This is a genomic window from Microbaculum mangrovi (assembly GCF_051390635.1).
Taxonomy (GTDB): Bacteria; Pseudomonadota; Alphaproteobacteria; order Rhizobiales; family Tepidamorphaceae; genus Microbaculum.
The window spans coordinates 1264949-1284666 of record NZ_JBPODT010000002.1; the positions used below are offsets into that span (position 1 = coordinate 1264949).

At 66.7% G+C, this 19718-nt stretch carries 20 protein-coding genes; 3 read left to right on the top strand and 17 right to left on the bottom strand.

Going from position 1 to position 19718, the window contains the following annotated elements:
- Positions 1–4 precede the first annotated feature (4 nt).
- The 8 genes from ACSF9G_RS12300 to ACSF9G_RS12335 form a co-directional block, all read right to left on the bottom strand.
- Positions 5–367, bottom strand: coding sequence for a TfoX/Sxy family protein (locus ACSF9G_RS12300; RefSeq protein ID WP_436641918.1), 363 nt, complete (start codon positions 365–367; stop codon positions 5–7).
- 50 nt (positions 368–417) lie between these two features.
- Positions 418–795 carry a Fe-S cluster assembly scaffold SufA gene (gene sufA, locus ACSF9G_RS12305; RefSeq protein WP_436641920.1) on the bottom strand — a complete coding sequence of 126 codons (378 nt, stop codon included), beginning with the start codon at positions 793–795 and terminating at the stop codon, positions 418–420.
- 46 nt (positions 796–841) lie between these two features.
- The gene (locus ACSF9G_RS12310) at positions 842–1252 is read right to left on the bottom strand and encodes an SUF system Fe-S cluster assembly protein (RefSeq protein ID WP_436641922.1); all 411 of its coding nucleotides are present in this window, start codon (positions 1250–1252) and stop codon (positions 842–844) included.
- Between the two features lie 12 nt (positions 1253–1264).
- Complete coding sequence (locus ACSF9G_RS12315) at positions 1265–2536, bottom strand: cysteine desulfurase (protein ID WP_436641924.1); 1272 nt, start codon at positions 2534–2536, stop codon at positions 1265–1267.
- Positions 2497–3810, bottom strand: a complete 1314-nt coding sequence (gene sufD, locus ACSF9G_RS12320) for a Fe-S cluster assembly protein SufD (RefSeq protein ID WP_436641926.1) — start codon at positions 3808–3810, stop codon at positions 2497–2499. The genes ACSF9G_RS12315 and sufD overlap by 40 nt, the downstream gene beginning before the upstream one ends.
- A 23-nt stretch (positions 3811–3833) precedes the next feature.
- The gene (gene sufC, locus ACSF9G_RS12325) at positions 3834–4586 is read right to left on the bottom strand and encodes a Fe-S cluster assembly ATPase SufC (protein ID WP_436641928.1); all 753 of its coding nucleotides are present in this window, start codon (positions 4584–4586) and stop codon (positions 3834–3836) included.
- Positions 4587–4716: 130 nt separating this feature from the next.
- Positions 4717–6186: a Fe-S cluster assembly protein SufB gene (gene sufB, locus ACSF9G_RS12330; RefSeq protein WP_436641930.1), complete on the bottom strand. Its 1470-nt coding sequence runs from the start codon at positions 6184–6186 to the stop codon at positions 4717–4719.
- Between the two features lie 43 nt (positions 6187–6229).
- Positions 6230–7384: a cysteine desulfurase family protein gene (locus tag ACSF9G_RS12335; RefSeq protein WP_436641932.1), complete on the bottom strand. Its 1155-nt coding sequence runs from the start codon at positions 7382–7384 to the stop codon at positions 6230–6232.
- A 285-nt stretch (positions 7385–7669) separates the two neighbouring features.
- Here ACSF9G_RS12335 and ACSF9G_RS12340 point away from each other — a divergent pair, with 285 nt between their 5' ends.
- Positions 7670–8335, top strand: coding sequence for an alpha/beta hydrolase (locus ACSF9G_RS12340; RefSeq protein WP_436641934.1), 666 nt, complete (start codon positions 7670–7672; stop codon positions 8333–8335).
- A 111-nt stretch (positions 8336–8446) separates the two neighbouring features.
- On the opposite strand, the gene ACSF9G_RS12345 is transcribed toward ACSF9G_RS12340, so the two are convergent.
- Positions 8447–10054, bottom strand: a complete 1608-nt coding sequence (locus ACSF9G_RS12345) for a carboxyl transferase domain-containing protein (RefSeq protein WP_436641936.1) — start codon at positions 10052–10054, stop codon at positions 8447–8449.
- A gap of 164 nt (positions 10055–10218) precedes the next feature.
- Between ACSF9G_RS12345 and ACSF9G_RS12350 the strand changes: the two genes are divergently transcribed.
- Positions 10219–10485 (top strand): hypothetical protein, encoded by a 267-nt coding sequence (locus ACSF9G_RS12350; protein WP_436641938.1) that lies wholly within the window; start codon positions 10219–10221, stop codon positions 10483–10485.
- A 182-nt stretch (positions 10486–10667) separates the two neighbouring features.
- Here ACSF9G_RS12350 and ACSF9G_RS12355 read toward each other — a convergent pair whose 3' ends face one another.
- From ACSF9G_RS12355 to ACSF9G_RS12380, 6 genes are all read right to left on the bottom strand, one after another.
- A complete protein-coding gene (locus tag ACSF9G_RS12355; RefSeq protein ID WP_261618038.1) occupies positions 10668–11003 on the bottom strand; it encodes a cupin domain-containing protein in 336 nt (111 codons plus the stop codon).
- Positions 11000–11422, bottom strand: a complete 423-nt coding sequence (locus ACSF9G_RS12360) for a rhodanese-like domain-containing protein (RefSeq protein ID WP_436641940.1) — start codon at positions 11420–11422, stop codon at positions 11000–11002. The genes ACSF9G_RS12355 and ACSF9G_RS12360 overlap by 4 nt, the downstream gene beginning before the upstream one ends.
- Positions 11423–11903: 481 nt before the next feature.
- On the bottom strand, positions 11904–12707 hold the full coding sequence (locus tag ACSF9G_RS12365) for a YdcF family protein (RefSeq protein ID WP_436641942.1): 804 nt from the start codon (positions 12705–12707) through the stop codon (positions 11904–11906).
- Between the two features lie 98 nt (positions 12708–12805).
- Positions 12806–12934: a hypothetical protein gene (locus tag ACSF9G_RS12370; protein WP_436641944.1), complete on the bottom strand. Its 129-nt coding sequence runs from the start codon at positions 12932–12934 to the stop codon at positions 12806–12808.
- A gap of 149 nt (positions 12935–13083) precedes the next feature.
- Positions 13084–14670 carry an APC family permease gene (locus tag ACSF9G_RS12375; protein ID WP_436641946.1) on the bottom strand — a complete coding sequence of 529 codons (1587 nt, stop codon included), beginning with the start codon at positions 14668–14670 and terminating at the stop codon, positions 13084–13086.
- A gap of 153 nt (positions 14671–14823) precedes the next feature.
- Positions 14824–15645, bottom strand: a complete 822-nt coding sequence (locus ACSF9G_RS12380; RefSeq protein ID WP_436641948.1) for an aldo/keto reductase — start codon at positions 15643–15645, stop codon at positions 14824–14826.
- A 188-nt stretch (positions 15646–15833) separates the two neighbouring features.
- On the opposite strand from ACSF9G_RS12380, the gene ACSF9G_RS12385 reads away from it, so the two are divergent.
- Complete coding sequence (locus ACSF9G_RS12385) at positions 15834–17210, top strand: cation-efflux pump (protein WP_436641950.1); 1377 nt, start codon at positions 15834–15836, stop codon at positions 17208–17210.
- Positions 17211–17231: 21 nt separating this feature from the next.
- On the opposite strand, the gene ACSF9G_RS12390 is transcribed toward ACSF9G_RS12385, so the two are convergent.
- On the bottom strand, positions 17232–18383 hold the full coding sequence (locus tag ACSF9G_RS12390) for a GGDEF domain-containing protein (protein ID WP_436641952.1): 1152 nt from the start codon (positions 18381–18383) through the stop codon (positions 17232–17234).
- 111 nt (positions 18384–18494) lie between these two features.
- On the bottom strand, positions 18495–19670 hold the full coding sequence (locus ACSF9G_RS12395) for an isovaleryl-CoA dehydrogenase (protein ID WP_436641954.1): 1176 nt from the start codon (positions 19668–19670) through the stop codon (positions 18495–18497).
- Positions 19671–19718 lie beyond the last annotated feature (48 nt).

Below are 19718 nucleotides of genomic sequence, written 5' to 3' on the forward strand. Positions count from 1 at the left end.
CCGGTCACCCCGCCTTCTTCGACCGCTTTTTCCTGGGATTCCTGGCCTGAGCGGCTGCCTGATAGGCGCGCTGCGCCCACACCGCGATTTCCTCGGGCTCGTCGAGCAGCCGTTCCGGCAGCCGCCAATACGGCATCTCCACCGTTCTGGTCTGGCTCGAATAGACGAACGGCGTGCTTCCTTCCCCGGCCAGGTCGGCGGCCAGCGCGGCGTCGGTGCGCAGGAATATCGTGCCATCGGCGATGAGACCGATCATGACGTCGTCATGGAATATGCCGGCGCCGCCGAACATGCGCCGCAGCCTGACGGGCCCGAACGCTGCGAACAGCTCGGTGACGAATTCGGCATACTCGGATGAGATCGCCATCGCTCGCCTTGTCACCGCCCGCTTTTAAGCAGCGGGGCATACCGTACGGCTCAGGCGTCGAGCGCAACCGGTGTGATCGCCACCGATTCGCCGCAGCCGCAGGCCGACGTCTGGTTCGGATTGTTGAACACGAACCGGGCCGACAGCGTGTCGACCTGAAAATCCATCTCGGTGCCGAGCAGGAACAGCACGGCCTTGGGATCGATCAGGACCTTGACGCCCTTGTCCTCGACGACCTCGTCGAGCGCCGCGATGTCTTCGGCATATTCCATCGTATAGGACATGCCGGCACAGCCGCCGTTCTTGATGCCGACCCGCAGGCCGATGATGGATCTGTCGGAATTGGCGATGATCTCGCGCACGCGCTCGGCGGCCGCTTCGGTAAGCGTCACCACCTGGGGTCGGGGTCGTGGGGTTGCCGTCGTCATGGTTCGAACTGCTTGATCCGTAGCGGTTTCCTAAACCCTATATAGGTCAGAAGAAGTCGAGCGCGACCCTTGCCTCGTCCGACATGCGGCTCGGATCCCACGGCGGGTCGAACACCATCTGCACCTTGACGTCGCCGACGCCGCTGACGGAGCTGACCGCGGTTTCCACCCAGGTCGGCATCTCGCCGGCGACCGGGCAGCCCGGCGCCGTCAGCGTCATGTCGATGGCGACGTTGCGGTCGTCGTCGACGTCGATCTTATAGATCAGGCCGAGCTCGTAGATGTCGACCGGGATCTCCGGATCGTAGACCGACTTGAGCGCACCGATGATGTCGTCGGTGAGTCGGTCCAGCTCGGCCGTTGGAATCGCTGAGCCCGCCTCCGCCCCGGCATCGCCAGCCGAAGCGGCTGACGGTCCGGCGGCCGCGTCGGGCACTGTGTTCCTGATGTCGTTCATCGGTCCGCTCCCCTAGGCGAAGAACTGTTGGGCCTTGCCGAGCGCTTCGGCCAGCCGGTCGACTTCCTCGCGCGTATTATACATTCCGAACGAGGCGCGGCACGTCGACGTCACCCCGTAGCGCTGCAACAGCGGCTGGACGCAGTGCGTCCCCGCCCGCACGGCGACGCCGTAGCGGTCGATTACCGTCGACACGTCATGGGCATGCGCCCCGGTGATCTCGAACGAGATGATCGCGCCCTTGCCCGGCGCCGTGCCGAAGATCCTGAGCGAATTCATCGCGCCGAGCCGCTCTTGCGCGTAGTCGCGCAGCGTCTCCTCGTGCGCCTGAATCGCATCGCGGCCCACCGACTCCATGTAGTCCAGCGCGGCCGCCAGTCCAATCGCCTGCACGATCGGCGGCGTTCCCGCCTCGAACCGGTGCGGAGGATCGCCATAGGTGACCGTTTCCGTGGTCACGTCGCGGATCATCTCGCCGCCGCCGTTGAACGGCGGCAGCGCCGCCAGCGCCTCCTTGCGGCCGTAGAGCACGCCGATGCCCGTCGGCCCGTACACCTTGTGCCCGGTGAAGACGTAGAAGTCGGCGCCGATGTCCTGCACGTCGACATTCAGGTGCACCGCGCCCTGGCTGCCGTCGACCAGCACCGGGATGCCGCGCTCGTGGGCGATCCGCACGACCTCCTTCACCGGCACGACGGTGCCCAGCATGTTGGACATGTGGGTGATCGCCACGATCTTGGTGCGGGGCGTCAGCAGCTTCTCGAATTCCTCGATCAGGAAGCTGCCGTCCTCGGCCACCGGCGCCCATTTCAGGACCGCTCCCTTGCGTTCGCGCAGGAAGTGCCAGGGCACGATGTTGGAATGGTGCTCCATGATCGAGAGCACGATCTCGTCGCCCTCGCCCACGCCCTGGCCATCCATTCCCTGCCCGAGCGAATAGGCGACCAAGTTGATCGCCTCGGTGGCGTTGCGGGTGAAGATGATCTCGTCGGGCGACGGCGCGTTCAGGAACGCGCGCACGGTCTCGCGCGCGGCCTCGAAATTCTCCGTCGCCGTGTTCGACAGGTAGTGCAGCCCGCGATGCACGTTGGCGTACTCGTGCTCGTAGGCGTGGCTGATCGCCTCGATCACCTGCCGCGGCTTCTGCGCCGACGCGGCGTTGTCGAGATACACGAGCGGCTTGCCGTAGACCTCGCGCGCGAGGATCGGGAAGTCCGCGCGAATGCGCTCGACGTCGTAGCCGCTCACGAGACGGGCTCCTGCCGCGCGTGCTGCATGACCCAATCGTGAGCGAGGCTCGAAAGCGCCTCGCCGACCGCCGCGTGGCCGATTTCCTCGACCACCTCGCCAACGAACGCCTCGATCAGAAGCGCCTTGGCGGTCAGTTCGGGGATGCCGCGCGCACGCAGATAGAACAGCAGGTCCTCGTCGATCCGGCCCGACGTCGAGCCGTGACCGCATTGCACGTCGTCGGCGTAGATCTCCAGCTCCGGCTTGCTGTCGACCTCTGCCTGGTCGGACAGCATCAGCGCCTGCATCATCATTCGCCCGTCGGTCTTCTGGGCGTCCTGGCGCACCAGGATCTTGCCCTGGAACACGCCGCGCGCCTGCTCGTCGAGCACCGACTTGAAGAGCTCGCGGCTCTCCCCGTCCGGCAGGGCGTGGTCGACGAACAGCGTCGTGTCGCCATGCTGGCGGTCGCCCAGGAGCTGCACACCGGCCAGGTTCACCTCCGCGTGCTCGCCGATGAAGGCGATCGCGAACTGGTTGCGCGACAGCGCGGCGCCGGTGGTGAACGGCGCCATCGTCAGCTTGCTGCCCTGGCCCACGTCCGCGGCGACGGTCGAGAAGTGCATGGCGGCGTCGCCGTCGTGCTGCACCTTCACCCACGTCAGCGCCGCGTCGCGGTCCGCCGACAGGCGCGTCGCGGAATTGACGAGATAGCCGATCCCGTCCGGCCCCTCGAAGGTCTCGACGACGGTCAAGGATCCGCCGGCACCGACATCGACGCGATTGCGCAGGTAGATCGACGCCGCCGTCGGCACGGTCGTGACGCAGGCGATCTGGATCGGCTTGTCGATATGCACGTTCTCCGGGACGCGGATCCCAACGCCGGTGGAGACGAAGGCCGTGTTCAGGTCGAAAATCGCCGACCCGGTGCCTTCCGGCCATTCGCCTTCGAGCGTGCCGGCGGCCAGCGTCTCGCTGAGACGGGAGACCACCACGCCCTGATCGGCCAGTTCCTTCGGCAGCCGCGGCTCGCCGCCGTCGACGATCACGATCCGCCAGGCATCGAGTTCGCCCAGCGTGTCGGCCCCGATCGGCGCGTCCGACGCGGTTGCCGGCGGCGGCAGCTCGCGCAGCGCGGCGCGCAGGTCGGTATATTTCCACTCCTCGACGCGCCGATGCGGCAGGCCGCTCGCGGCAAAGCGCGCGATCGCCTGCTTGCGAACGGCCGCGACGGCTTCCGTGCCCGGCAGCATCGCGGCAACGGCGTCGAACTGCTCGCTCGCCGCCTGTTCGGCGGCGGTCTGCTTGTTGCGGACCTCGACGTTCATGGTTGTATCTCCCGCCATCCGTCTCACGCGGCTTCCGTGAAGGCCGCGTATCCGGACCGCTCGAGCTCGAGCGCCAGATCCTTGCCGCCGGTCTTCACGATCCGGCCCGCCGACATGACGTGCACCACGTCCGGGACGATGTGATCGAGCAGGCGCTGATAGTGGGTGATGACGACCATCGCGCGCTCGGGCGAGCGCAGCGAATTCACGCCGTCGGCGACGATGCGCAGCGCGTCGATGTCGAGACCGGAATCGGTCTCGTCGAGCACGCACAGCTTCGGCTCCAGCAGCGACATCTGCAGGATCTCGCTGCGCTTCTTCTCGCCGCCGGAGAAGCCGACGTTCACCGGCCGCTTCAGCATGTCCTGGGTGACGTTCAGAAGGCCCGCCTTCTCGCGCACCACGCGCATGAAGTCCGGCGTCGACAGTTCGCCCTCGCCGCGCGCCTTGCGCTGCGCGTTGAGCGCGGTCTTCAGGAACGTCATGAAGGCGACGCCCGGGATCTCGACCGGGTACTGGAACGCCAGGAACAGGCCGGCGGCGGCCCGCTCGTCGGGTTCCATCTCAGTGAGGTCCTGTCCCATGAACAGGATCTGGCCGTCGGTGATCTCGTAGTCGTCCTTGCCGGCGAGCACATAGGACAGCGTCGACTTGCCCGATCCGTTCGGGCCCATGATGGCGTGCACTTCGCCGGCGTTCACGGTCAGATCGAGTCCGCGCAGGATCTCCGTGTCTTCGTCGGCGATCTTCACGTGCAGGTTCTTGATCTCAAGCATATCGGGTTCCAACAGTTTGCGTATCGAATAACGGTGTCGCGTTTCGGTGCGGTTCGGTAGCTGCGGCTTTCGCGGGCGTTGTATGGCCGTGCCGGATGCGATGGATCATCGATCCGTCCTCGTGCCCGCCTCAGCCCACGCTGCCCTCGAGGCTGATGCCGATCAGCTTCTGGGACTCGACCATGAACTCCATGGGCAGGTGCTGCAGCACGTCGCGGACGAAGCCGTTGACGATCAGCGCCACCGCTTCCTCCTCCGACAGGCCACGCTGCATGCAGTAGAACATCTGGTCGTCGGAGATCTTCGAGGTGGTCGCCTCGTGCTCGAAGACGGCCTGCGAGTTCTTCGCCTCGATATACGGCACGGTATGCGCGCCGCAGCGGTTGCCGATCAGCAGCGAGTCGCACTGGGTGAAGTTCCGCGCGCCGGTCGCCTTGGCGTGCGCCGAGACGAGGCCGCGATAGGTGTTCTGCGAGTGGCCCGCGGCGATGCCCTTGGAAATGATGCGGCTCGACGTGTTCTTGCCGAGATGGATCATCTTGGTGCCGGAATCGACCTGCTGATAGCCGTTCGACACCGCGATCGAGTAGAACTCGCCGCGCGAGTTGTCGCCGCGCAGGATGCAGCTCGGATACTTCCAGGTGATGGCCGAGCCGGTCTCGACCTGCGTCCAGGAGATCTTGGAGTTCCGGCCGCGGCAGTCGCCACGCTTGGTGACGAAGTTGTAGATGCCGCCCTTGCCGTTCTTGTCGCCCGGATACCAGTTCTGCACCGTCGAGTACTTGATCTCGGCATCGTCCAGCGCCACCAGCTCGACCACCGCGGCATGGAGCTGGTTCTCGTCGCGCATCGGCGCCGTGCAGCCTTCGAGGTAGCTCACGTAGGCGCCCTTGTCGGCGATCAGCAGCGTGCGCTCGAACTGGCCGGTGTTGCGCTCGTTGATGCGGAAATAGGTCGACAGCTCCATCGGGCAGCGCACGCCCGGCGGCACGTAGACGAACGACCCGTCCGAAAACACGGCAGAGTTCAGCGTGGCATAGAAGTTGTCGCTGGTCGGCACCACCGAGCCCAGGTACTTGCGCACGAGGTCGGGATACTCGCGGATCGCTTCCGAGATCGAGCAGAAGATGATGCCGTGCTTGGCCAGTTCCTCGCGGAAGGTCGTCACCACCGAGACGGAATCGAACACCGCGTCGACGGCCACCCTGGCGCCCTCGACGCCGGCCAGCACCTCCTGCTCCTTCAGCGGGATACCGAGCTTCTCGTAGGTGGCGAGCAGCTCCGGATCGACCTCGTCGAGGCTCTTTGGCCCCGGCGCGGTCTTCGGCGCGGCATAGTAGTAGAGATCCTCGAAGTCGATCTTCGGGTACTCGACCTTGGCCCAGGTCGGCTCGGTCATGGTGCGCCAACGCCTATAGGCGTCGAGCCGCCACTCGAGCATCCACTCGGGCTCTTCCTTCTTGGCCGAGATGAACCGGACGATGTCCTCGTTCAGGCCCTTGGGCGCCTTCTCCGTCTCGATGTCGGTGAAGAACCCATACTTGTACTTGTCGACGTCGATCTCGCTGACATGCTCGATCGTTTCGCGCACTGCAGGCATCAATTGCTCCTTCACTCGCGGTTTCAAGGACCACGGGTTTCGCTTATGCCGCTTCCACCACCTCCTGCCGACGGCGGTCGCGTTTTTCCTGTACGCGCCGCCAGGCCTTGATGAAGCTTTCCACGTCACTCTTTTCGCTCGACCAGCCGAGGCTGACCCGGATCGCGCCGGAGGCAAGGTCCGGCGAGACGCCCATTGCCGAGAGCACATGCGAGGCACCGACCTTGCCCGACGAGCAGGCCGACCCTGAACTGACGCATACACCGTCGAGATCGAGCGCAATCATGGCGGTTTCCGCCGAAATCCCTTCAACCGCAAAGCAGCTAGTATTGGCGAGCCGCGCCGTTTCTCCGGCGAACACCACCACACCCGGCGAGATAGTGCGTAGCGCCGACTCGAACCAGTCCCTCAGCCCCGCGATTTCGCCACTTTTTTCGATTTCGCCGGCCGACAGCCGCGCCGCCACCCCGAATCCGGCGATCACGGCCACCGCCTCGGTGCCCGGACGCTGCGACCGCTCCTGGCCGCCACCGCGATAAAGCGGCGTGATCGCGACGGTCTTGTCGCGACGCACCAGCGCGCCGGCGCCCTGGGGGCCGCCGATCTTGTGGGCAGACAGGGTCAGGTAGTCGACACCCAGCAGGGCGATATCGATCTCCAGCCGACCGGCCGCCTGAACGGCATCGCAGTGAACCAGCGCGCCGGCGTCCCGCGCCAGTCGCGCAACCTCGCGCACCGGCTGAATCGCGCCGGTTTCGTTGCTGGCGAGCATAACAGAGACGATCGCCGGGACGGGCGCGGCGGAAAGCCGCTTCTCGAGCCAGTCGAGATCGATCACGCCGGCCGGCGTCACCGGAATCGTTTCGACGGAATCGGCCGGGAACCGTCCGCCGCCGAGCACGGAGGGATGCTCGATCGCCGAGGCGAGCAGGATTGCGCCGTCGCAGCGCCGCCCCAGTGCCAGCGCGTTGGCCTCGGTGCCGCCGCTGGTGAAGGTGACATCCGCCGGCGCCGCACCGACGAGCGCGGCCACTTCGCGGCGCGCATCCTCGACCAGCTTGCGGGCGGCACGGCCCGCCGAGTGCACGGACGACGGGTTGCCGGTCACGCGCATGGCCTGCGTCACCGCCTCGATCACCTCGGGGCGGACCGGCGCCGTCGCGTTATGGTCCAGGTAGGCGACGCTCGCCCCCACCATGTCGTCCTCTCAACCTTCGGCACCGCCTCGGTGCCTTGAACTCTTGCATTCCACACAAGATATGTGGTGTGTGTCGAAGCTTCCGGACTGGCCTCGCGCGTGCAGCGTCGAGCCGCGATCCGGTGAAGCACAGTTTCGAAAACTTCTAAAGAGTTTGTAGGAGGGTGTCGGGTAGGTGTCAAGGAAACGCCAGCGCGCCGACAACCGTCGAAAGCGCGCGACCGGATAATCCGAACCGCCAGCCACCCGAGTCCTGCCAACCATAAAAAGAGGACATCGCGTTCAATGCCGGAAGTCATCTTCACCGGGCCCGCAGGCCGCCTGGAAGGACGCTATCATCCGCCGAAAACCAAGAGCTCGCGGATCGCGCTGATTCTCCATCCGCATCCCCAGTTCGGCGGCACGATGAACAATCAGGTCGCCTACCAGATGTACTACATGTTCGCCGAGCGCGGATTTGCGGTACTCCGGTTCAATTTCCGCGGTGTCGGGCGCAGCCAGGGCAGCTTCGACCACGGCCTCGGCGAGCTGTCCGACGCCGCCGCCGCGCTCGACTGGGTGCAGAGCTTCAACCCGGACGCGCGCGCCTGCTGGATCGCCGGCTTCTCCTTCGGCGCCTGGATCGGCATGCAGCTGCTGATGCGCCGCCCCGAGGTCGAAGGGTTCATCTCGGTCGCGCCGCAGCCGAATCTCTACGACTTCTCGTTCCTGGCCCCCTGCCCGTCGTCCGGCCTGATCGTCCACGGCGCCGCCGACCGGGTCGTGACGCCCAACGACATGCAGTCTCTGATTGACAAGCTGAAGACCCAGAAGGGCATCGTCATCGACCAGCAGATCCTCGAAGGCGCCAACCACTTCTTCGAGGACAAGGTCGACGAGCTGATCGGGGTCTGCGGCAATTACGTCGACAAGCGGCTCGAAGCCGCCGCCGCGGAAGAGGACGCGGCCTGAGGGTCGTCGATTCACGCGCAATGCCCGGGTTCAAGCCCGGGTATCTTCAGGTATCGTCTCCACGTCATTGCCGGGCTCGTCCCGGCAATTTCGTTTCGCGATACCGCCGCCTCACATCCGGAACACGCCGAACTTCGTCTCCGGCACGGGCGCGTTGAGCGTAGCCGACAGCGCCAGCGACAGCACGCGGCGCGTCTCACCCGGGGTTATGATGCCGTCGTCCCAGAGCCGGGCGCTGGCGAAATACGGATGCCCCTCGGCCTCGTAGCGGTTGCGGATTGGCGCCTTGAACGCCTCTTCCTCGTCCGCGCTCCACTGCCCGCCGTCGGCCTCAATATTGTCGCGCCTGACCGTCGCCAGCACCGAGGCGGCCTGCTCGCCGCCCATCACCGAGATGCGCGCGTTCGGCCACATGAACAGAAAGCGCGGCCCGTAGGCGCGCCCGCACATGCCGTAGTTGCCGGCGCCGAACGAGCCGCCGACGATCACCGTGATCTTCGGCACCTGGGCACAGGCGACCGCCGTGACCAGCTTGGCCCCGTCCTTGGCGATGCCGCCGGCCTCGTAGTCGCGTCCGACCATGAATCCGGTGATGTTCTGCAGGAACAGGATGGGAATGCGCCGCTGGCAGCACAATTCGATGAAATGCGCGCCTTTCAGCGATGATTCCGAGAACAGGATGCCGTTGTTGGCCAGAATGCCCACCGGCATGCCCGAAATCCGCGCGAACCCCGTCACCAACGTCGTGCCGTAGAGCTTCTTGAACTCGTCAAACTCCGAACCGTCGACCAGCCGGGCGATCACCTCGCGGATGTCGTACTGCTGGCTCAGCGCCGCCGGCACCACGCCGTCGAGTTCGCGGGGATCGTAGGCGGGCTGAATCGGTTCCTGAAGATCCAGGTCTATGTCCTTGCGCCGATTCATGTTCGCGACGATCCGCCTGGCCAGCTTCAGGGCATGATCGTCGTCCAGCGCGTAGTGGTCGGCCACTCCGGACAGGCGCGTGTGCACGTCGGCGCCGCCGAGGTCCTCAGCCGACACCACCTCGCCCGTCGCCGCCTTCACCAGCGGCGGGCCGGCGAGGAAGATCGTGCCCTGCTTGCGCACGATGATGGTCTCGTCCGACATCGCCGGCATGTAGGCGCCGCCCGCCGTGCACGAGCCCATGACCACGGCGATCTGCGGAATGCCGGCCGCCGACATGGTGGCCTGATTGTAGAAAATCCTGCCGAAATGCTCGCGATCGGGGAACACGTCGGTGTGGTTGGGCAGGTTCGCGCCGCCGGAATCGACCAGATACAGGCACGGCAGGTTGTTCTGCATCGCCACTTCCTGGGCGCGCAGATGCTTCTTCACCGTCATCGGATAGTAGGTGCCGCCCTTGATCGTCGCGTCATTGCAGACGATGACGCATTCGCGCCCCTCGACACGGCCGATACCGGTGATGACGCCGGCGGCATGGATATCGTCGTCATACATGCCGTGGGCGGCCAGCGGCGACAGTTCGAGGAACGGAGCGCCGGGATCGAGCAGCCGCGTCACGCGGTCGCGCGGCAACAGCTTGCCGCGGCTCAGGTGGCGTTCGCGCGCCCGGTCCGGGCCGCCGCGCGCCGCGGCCGCGCGCTTGGCCTCGAGGTCGGCGACAAGCTCCGCCATCGCATCGGCATTGCGCCGGAAGTCCTCGGAAGTCGTACTGATTTGAGACTGCAGACGCGGCATTGACGATCCTCCCGGGGCCAAGCGTTAGACCATGGCTTGGCACGCGGCAAGGGACCGGGGAGATTCGCGAAAAATAAGTTCCGGGCCGTCTCCTCCCGCCTTGATTCCGCCGTGAGTCGCGCGCAACGCTCGCGGCATCGTTTCCGTCCAACAGGAGCTTTGAAGTGATCGCCAGAAAAGCCAAGGTGATTGCCCCCCTCGCCTTCCTCGTCGTGGCCCTGGCCGGCCCCGCGGCGGCGAAGAGCGGCATACCGCTCACCGGCGCGCCCGTCCTCGATCAGGAGGCCGGCGCCGTCATCCTCGCCGTCGACAAGAAAAAGGCCGCGACCGAAACCAAGCAGGGCAAGAAACAGACCGCCGACAATCCCGACCAGAAAAAGAAGAAGAAGAAGAAGGCCGGAAAGAAGAACAAGAAGAAGGCCGCCGGCTGAGGCCTGCAACGTTAGCACCTACGGTCGGGCTCATCCCGGACGACACACCGACTACCGATACCCGGGGCTCCCGTCTCGCCGCGAGCGGGAGCCTCGGGACGCGGTTTTCAGGAATGAGATTCCCGGACCGGCGCATTCCGGAATAGCGGGCCCCGGACCAGCGAGCCCCGCAACGGGGACGCTCAGATCGGCTCGGTCAGGAACACGTGCGCGGTTTCGCCGTCGGGCTGGCGCACCTTGTGCCGCCCACCCGTGCCCGGCGTGAAGAACAGCCCCTGGCCCGGCTCGAACACCTCGACACCGCTGTCGAACTCGACCGTCAGCCGGCCAGACACCACGAAGCCGACGTGGCCCTTCTCGCACCAGCCGGGCTCCACGAAGCCGCCCTGGAATTCGACGAGCCGGATGGTCCTCGGGCCTTCCTGCACCGCCTTGACGCGCAGCCCCGGCAGCACCTCGCTCCAGGCCACGTCGTCGAAATCGATCTTGCGGTACGCCGCCATCGCCTGCTCGTTCATGCCCGTTTCTCCCCCGGCGCCATTTCCGGTTTCTCGATCGGCCCTCCGGCCTTCTCCCAGCCGCCGAAGCCGCCGTCGATGTGGCAGACGGGCGCCAGGCCCATCTTCTTGGCCGTCAGCGTGGCCAGCGCCGAGCGCCAGCCGCCGGCGCAGAAGAACACGAAGCGCTTGTCTTCGGCGAAAACCGGCTTGTGATAGGGGCTCGCCGGGTCGATCCAGAATTCCAGCATCCCGCGCGGCGCATGGATCGCGCCCGGTATCTTGCCGGTCCGCGACAGTTCCCGCACGTCGCGAATGTCGACGAACACGACGTCGTCGCCACCGTGCAACGCCATCGCCTGTGCTGGCGACAGCGTCTCGATCTGCTCGAGCGCGTCGTCGACGAGTTTGCGGAATCCGACGGTAATGGTCTGCGACATCGTGGCGTCTCCCTGCTTCGAGACGCTCATATAGCAGACGTGCCGGCCGACGACAGGGGCCCACCGCGTGCCGAGGCGAAAATGCCCCGGACAAACGCGAAGCGGCGCGGTCCTTCCGGACCGCGCCGCCTGCAAAACCGTGATAATACTCAGCGCGCCGCGATGGCGTTCGGTTCGAACCCGCCAAACAACGCAGCAACAAGCATAACGCCGACCAGTACAGCGAGCGACCAGGCGGTTACACGCAGATAGGACGGCCCTACATCACGCTCCATTCGGAACCCCATATTTTTGGTCGGCCAAGACTTGAACGATACGTGAGTCGCCGACGCGGTGCGCTTGGTTACGCTTTCTTAACTTATTGCGCAAGGGCATATTGCGCTGCAGCATAACCGTCCACAGCCCCATCAACAGATACGGTTACCGGCCACGCACAGGCCCCACATGTGGGGGGTGCTTTGACGCGGCGCGAGGCCGTGCCTCAAGGAGTCGGGCCGGGAAGGAGCTCGGGAATGCGTCCTGTCAGCCAGTAGACCAACAATCCGGCCCATTCGCGCGCGGCCGTATCGACGCGCCGCAGCCCCTCCGACGCGGTGGTGAACGGCCGCCACAGATCCGACCAGCCGCGGGTCCGGTAGTCGACGGGATAGGCCTCGACATCGAAGCCGACGGCCCTGAAGCAGCCGATGGCGCGCGGCATGTGCCAGGCCGACGTCACCAGCAGCCAGCGCTCGCCTGGCGCGGGGTCAACCAGCTCTTTGGTGTAGAGGGCGTTCTGCCAGGTATTGCGCGACCTGTCCTCGAGCACGATCCGGTCCCGTGCCAGGCCGATGCCGTCGAACAGCCGGCCGGCGATGTCGGCCTCGCTGGACCGGTCGAACAGGATCTGTCCGGATCCGCCGGTGAACACGAGCTTGGCGTCCGGAAACTGCCGCGCCAGGTCGGCGAACGCGGTCAGGCGCTCTCCCGCCTCGTTCAGCGCGACGATCCCCCGCCCCGCGCTGACGGCGGTGTCGAACGAGCCGCCCAGCACGATGATTCCGTCCGGCGGAGGTCCCTCGCCCTGCGCCCAGACCGGGAACCGGTCGTCGAGCGGCAGCACCAGCAGATTCCCGAAGGGCGAGAACCCGCAGACCACCAGCCCGAACAGCCCCAGCCCCAAGAGCCACCTGCCGAACCGGCGAAAGCGGCCGAGCAGCAGCAGCGCGCCCGCCAGCGACACCGCGACGAGCAGGTTCGAGGGCTGCAGGAAGAACCAGCCGATCTTGGACAGGTAGAAGAACATGCCGGCTCGAAACTAGCCGGATTCGCCATCGGCCGCGCCTGCCGGGCGCCACCGGACACCGGCCGGACGTCGCTGCGCGATGTATCGTCCAGGCTTGTTTACAGGGAGCGCATCACTGGGGTTTCGGCCTCTGCGACAGCCTGGGTCGCGCGTGTGCCGAGTCCGATGACCGTGGTCGCCAGCAGCGCGGCAAGCACGATGGTCAGGAACGCGGTTCTCGGTCGCATCTTTCGGTCCTCGGATTAACATCCCAGGTCCTACGCCCCCGTTTATGAACGGAGGCTGAATGGTTCGCCGCCCGAGCCGGGCGATCGGGATTCCTTGTTAATTTCAAGTTACCGGCCAGGTCGGCGGCCAGGTCGGCGATCGGGCCGAGTCAGGGGCCGTGCAGCGCCTCGTCGACCAGTTCCACGGTGCGCTGCGCCGGCAGGGCGTCGGCCAGACCGATGCGGAAACAGACCAGCGCGACGGCCGCCAGCACCGCCATGTCCCAGCCGAACGGCAGCACGCCCAGCCCGCCGCCGAAATCGCCGAGGACGGACCCCGCGTTCACGCCGGCGATATAGACGAAGAACCACCGGGCATGGCCGATGTCGACGGGCCCGACCTGCGGTTCCCACCGCAGCTTCAGCGCGAAGATGGCGACACCGGCGGCAAGGCCGATATCGAGGCGCCAGATCGTGTTCCAGCCGCTCCAGTAGATGATCAGCGTGGCGATCACGAAGGCCGCCGGCGCGACCACGTGAACGAAGGGGATCCGTATTGCCCGCGCCTGGTTCGGGATCTGGCTGCGCAAGGCCACGACGGTGAGCGGCCCGACGCAGAACGACAGCACGATCGCCGACGAATTGAGGGCGACCATTTCCTTGAACGGCAGGCTGAGCATCAGCATGCCGACCACCGCGCCGAGCATCAGCGCCCTGAACGGAATGCCGCGGGCGGACAGCCGCGCGAACATCGCGGGGAAGAAGCCGTTGCGGGCGAGCGCCATGCCGAGCCGCGCATTCGAGCCGGTGGCGATCAGCGCCGAGCCGAACGGCCCGAGCACGGCGCCGCCATAGAGCAGGGCCAGCAGCCAGGACGCGCCGATCACGGTGGCGATCCCCGCCATCGGGCCGAGATGATGGCTGAAGTCGAGCGACGTCCAGCCGCCGTGAAACGCGCTCGGCGGCACGCCGCCGATGAAGGCGAATTGCAGCAGCACGTAGATGACAAAGCAGCCGAGCACCGTGAACAGCAGCGCCAGCGGCACGAACAGCGCCGGGCGCCGCGCCTCTCCGGCCAGGTCGATGATGTGGCGGAACCCCGCGTAGGCGAAGATCACGCCGCCGGTCGATATCGCGCCGAGGATGCCGATCAGTCCGTAGGGGGCGAAGCCACCGTGGGCCGAGAAGTTCGACCAGTGGAAATCGTGGCTGATGAAGGTCAGCACGACGATCAGCGGCACCAGCACCTTCACGGTGGTGATGATCGCGTTGGCCTTGTCGAGCCAGGCGACGCCCAGCGCGTTGATCGCCACCATCAACAACAGGATGCAGACGGCGACGGCGTATCCCAGCGGCGTCGGGCCGACGACGTCGCCGATGTCGCCCCCGCCCCCGGCCCCGCCATAGATGCCGGGAAGCAGCGGCCCGATATACTTGAGGATCGCTACCGCCTCGATCGGCGGCAGGGTGGCGTAGCCGAGCCACGCCGACCAGCCGATCAGCATGCTGGTGAAGCTGCCGTGCGAATAGCGCGGCAACCGGGCGATAGCCCCGGCTTCCGGCAGGCAGCCGGCAATCTCGGCGAACGGCAGCGCGATCATCAGGATCAGCACGCCGCCGATGGCCCAGGATATCAGCGAGGCCGGGCCGGCCTGCTGCGCGGCGAGCAGCGGCGCGAACAGCCAGCCCGAGCCCAGCACCGCGCCGATGCCGATGAAGGTCAGCCCGCCGAGCCCGATCGAACGCTTGAGCGCCATCGATGTCCCCCCGCCCCGGCCGCGCGCGTCCACCGACTCGCCTGGCCGTGCGGGGCATCGTGACTCATCGCGGCGGCGGGTAGAACCCCGCACAGCCGCAAACCGGAGGGCGGGGACCCATAGGGCGGGGACCCGGACCGGCGGGCCCCCCGATCAGTCCCAATCGGGCGCCCAGCTCGCCCGCACCAGGCGTCCGTCCGCATGCGCCAGGCCGGCGATCTCGGTCATCTCGGCCTCGGACAATTCGAAACCGTCGATATCGAGGTTTTCCGCCAGCCGCGCCTTCGAGCTGGTGCGCGGGATGGCGATGACGCCGGGCTGCTGGACGAGCCACCGCAGCGCGACCTGCGTGGCGGTGCGGCCGTGCCGTTCGGCGATCGCCTCCATGACCGGGTCGCCGACCACCTTGCCGCGGGCGATCGGGCAATAGGCGGTGACCGAAATGCCGTGCCGGCGGCAGGCGTCCATGATCTTGGCCTGGTCGAGATAGGGGTGATACTCGATCTGGTTGGTGACGATCGGCTCCGGCGACACGGCGACCGCCTCCTCGACGAGCGCCGCGGTGAAGTTGGATATGCCGATGTTCCGGGCAAGGCCGGCGCGCTTGACCCGGGCGATCGCCTCCATCGTCTCCTTCACCGGCACCGCCGGGTTCGGCCAGTGCACCAGCAGGAGATCGACGTGATCGACACCGAGCCGGGCGACGCTCTCCTCGGCGGAGGCCTCCAGCTCGCCCGCCATGATCCGGTCGTACCAGACCTTGGTGGTCAGGAAGACGTCCGCGCGCGCCACGCCGGAGGCGCGGATGCCCTCGCCCACCTCGCGCTCGTTCTCGTAGGAGGCGGCCGTATCGACGTGCCGATAGCCGAGCCTTAGCCCCTCGGCGACGATCTCCACGCACTGCGCGCCGCGAATGTCCCAGGTTCCCAGACCGAGCGCGGGTATGCGGGCGCCGTTGCTTTCGACAATGTGCATTCTCTTCCTCCCTCGGCCCGGGCGAGCGACACGCCCGTACAGGCCGACTTTACCGACAACCTGTGCCATGGTTATTCACCGTGCGAAGCGCCCCATAGCAGGAAACGGCTCGCGGTACGAACTTCCGGGGCGCGAACGCCCCCGCGGTGCGCCCCATCGGGCGTGATCTCCGTACAGGACCATTGCCGGTGTCGCAGGAAAAGCAGACCGTCGCCCTGATATCGCTGTTCGCCAGCGGCTTCCTGGCCGCGTCGAAATTCGCCGTCGGCCTGATGACCGGCTCGCTCGGCATCCTGTCGGAGGCCGTGCACAGCCTGCTCGACCTCGGCGCCACCGCGATCACCCTTACCGCCGTACGCATCAGCGACCGTCCGCCGGACCGGACCCACCATTTCGGCCACGGCAAGATCGAAAGCGTCGCCGCGCTCGCCGAGACCGGGCTTTTGTTCCTGACCTGCGCCTGGATCGTCTGGGAGGCCGGCAAGCGGCTCCTGTTCGAGGACGTGCATGTCGAGGTGACGTGGATCGCGATCGCGGTGATCGTCGCCTCCATCGCCATCGACTTCAACCGCGCGCGGGTGCTGCGCCGGGTGGCCAGGAAGTACAACAGCGAGGCGCTGGAAGCCGACGCCCTGCACTTCTCGTCCGACATGCTGAGCTCGATGGTCGTACTCGTCGGCCTCGCCCTGACCTGGGCCGGCTATCCCTGGGCCGACGCCCTCGCCGCCATCGGCGTTTCCATCTTCGTCTGCCTGGCCGGCTGGCGGCTCGGCAGGCGCACCATCAACACGCTGATGGACGCCGCGCCGACCGGCGCCTACGAGCGCATCGCCGATATCGCCGGCGAGACCGACGGCGTCCTCGCCCTCGACCGGCTGCGCGTCAGGCCCGGAGGCGCCACCTTGTTCGTCGATATCGACGTGCTGATCGCCCGCACCCTTCCCTTCGACCGGGTCACGGCGATCCAGAACCGGCTCGTCGCCGAGATCCGCACAGCGTTCCCCGAGGCCGATGTCAGCGTCACCGCGCGGCCGATCCAGCTCGACGACGAGACGATCTTCGACAAGGTGATGCTGATCTCGCGCCGGCGCGGCCTCGCCGTGCACCACGTCACCGTCCAGCATATCGGCGAGCGGCTGTCGGTGAGCTTCGATATCGAGGTCGACGGCCAGATGCCGCTCGGCCAGGCCCACGAGCTCGCGGACTCGCTGGAGCGGTCCATCGCCGCCGAGCTCGGCACCGACGTGGAGGTGGAAAGCCATATCGAGCCGCTGCACGTCGCCACGCTTGCCGGCAGCGACGTTCCCGAAGACCGCCGCGACGCCTATCTTGCCGCGCTGAGGCGGCTGGCGCCGGACACGCGGATGCTGACCGACGTCCACAACGTGCGGGCGCGCGAGACCGAGCACGGCGTCTTCGTCACCTTCCACTGCCGCGTCGACCCGGCCGTCCGCGTCGAGGACGTGCACGAGGCCGTCGATGCCCTGGAGCACGCGTTCCGTGAGAAAATGCCGGAGGTCCGCCGCGTCATCGCCCACGCCGAACCGCTCGGCGCGACGGTGTGACCCGCTTCGCGGTCCGGCCGCTCAGGCGGCCCTGGGAACAAAGAACTGCACGCGGTCGCGACCGTTTTCCTTGGCCAGGTAGAGCGCCCGGTCGGCCTCGATCAGCAACGGATCGAAATCGTCGGCCGCGGCGCCGGACACCGCGATCCCGATGCTGACGGTCGCCTGCATGTGCGCGCCGTCATTGTCGATCATCGTATTGGCGAACTCGGCCCGGATCCGCTCGCCGACGGCCATGGCGTCGATCCTGCCAGCGCCGGGCAGGAAGGCAAGGAACTCCTCGCCGCCGATGCGGCCGAACACGTCGCCATCGCGCAAGTTGGCCTCGGCGACGGCGGCGAAGGCAACGAGCACCCGGTCGCCGGCCGGATGGCCGAACCGGTCGTTGATCTGCTTGAAGCGATCCAGATCGAACAGCAGCATCGCGCCCGACCCCTTCGCCAGGCGCTCCGAGGCCGCCGCCAGCGTCGCGCCGCGATTGCGGGTTTGCGTCAGCTGGTCGGTCTCGGCGAGCCGGCGTTGCTCGGCCTCCGCCCGGTCCTTGGTGGCGGCGATGACGAGAACCGCGTTGGCGATGCAGAGCACGATCGGCAACATGACGAACAGGGCGGTAAACGGATCGGGTTGCAGATAGGCGTCGGCGGCCTTCGGCGGCACGAACACGGCGGCCAGCGACCGAAGCAGGAAGATTCCCGAAATCAGCAGGAAGGTCGCCGCGAGTGCGGTGCGCGAGGCCAGCCCGTCCACGCGGCCGCGCCAGTATTCGTGCGCCAGCGCCCCGGTATAGCCCGCGTACATCGCCGAGAACACGGCCACCCGCACGGGAAGCGAGTCATGGATCGCCGGCACGGCGCACAGCACGAGCCACACCGCCGGCCCCAGGAAAATCACGAACGGCGAGATCCGACTTCCGTTGAAGGCGCGCGCCCCGGCCCAGCCGAGGGAGATGCCCAGCACCAAGAGGGCGTTGGCGATATCGATGGACAGTATTTCGCTGATATCTCCTTCCAGGACCAAGAGCGTGAGCCCCACCGAAGCGGCGAACAAGCCGCCGCTCCACCACAGCAGCGTGCGCTCCGCCCGGTTTTGCCGCCACGACAGGAACAGCAGCCCCGCAACGGGAAAGCACATGGCCGCCGCCGTGAAGAAAATCGTGGGGGTATCGAGAAACATTGAGGGTAGCACCGTCGGTCGTGAGGACACGGCCGACCATGCCAAAGGGGTCTTAACGATTGGCCAAACTATTTGATTAATTAAATTAATCGGGACTTAGCCGCCGTAACGTCATTTCGTTTCCTCGAACAGTTCGCGACCGATCAGCCAGCGCCGGATCTCGCTGGTGCCCGCGCCGATCTCGTACAGCTTGGCGTCGCGCAGCAGACGTCCGGTCGGGTAGTCGTTGATGTAGCCGTTGCCGCCCAGGACCTGGATCGCCTCGAGCGCCATCCAGGTCGCGGTCTCGGCGGCATACAGGATCGCGCCGGCGGCGTCCTTGCGGGTGGTCTCGCCCCGGTCGCAGGCCTTGGCGACCATGTAGATGTAGGCCCGCGAGGCGTTCATGCGGGTGTACATGTCGGCGAGCTTGCCCTGCATCAGCTGGAACGAGCCGATCGCCTGACCGAACTGCTTGCGCTCGTGCATGTAGGGTACGACCGCGTCCATGCACGCCTGCATGATACCGATCGGCCCGGCGGCGAGCACCACGCGCTCGTAGTCGAGGCCGGACATCAGCACGTTGACGCCCCGGCCCACCTCGCCGAGTACGTTTTCCTCGGGCACCTCGCAGTCCTCCAACACCAACTCGCCGGTATCGGAGCCGCGCATCCCGAGCTTGTCGAGCTTCTGCGCCGTCGAGAAGCCCTTGAAGCCCTTCTCCACTAGGAAGGCGGTGATGCCGCGCGGACCGGCGTCCGGATCGGTCTTGGCGTAGATCACCAGCGTATCGGCGCCGGGCCCGTTGGTGATCCACATCTTCGAGCCGTTGATAACCCAGCGGTCGCCCTTCTTCTCGGCGCGGGTGCGCATCGAGACGACGTCGGAGCCGGCGCCGGGCTCGGACATCGCCAGCGCGCCCAGGCTCTCGCCCGAGATCAGGCCGGGCAGATACCGCGCCTTCTGGTCCTCGGTGCCGTTGCGGCGGATCTGGTTGACGCAGAGATTGGAGTGCGCGCCGTAGCTCAGGCCCACCGAGGCCGAGCCGCGGCTGATCTCCTCCATGGCGATGCAGTGCTCGAGATAGCCCATGGCGGAGCCGCCGTATTCCTCCTCCACGGTAATGCCGAGCAGCCCGAGCGCCCCGAGTTTCGGCCACAGCTGGCGCGGGAACTCGTTGGTCCGGTCGATATCGGCCGCGATCGGCGCGATCTCGTCGTCGGAAAACGAGCGCACCGTGTCGCGCAGCATGTCGGCGTGCTCGCCGAGATCGAAGTTCAGGCTCGGATAGTCGTTGGGGCGTGTCATCGTCAGCCTCGTTTCCCTGGAGTTTTCCCTGAAAGTGTCACTATCTCG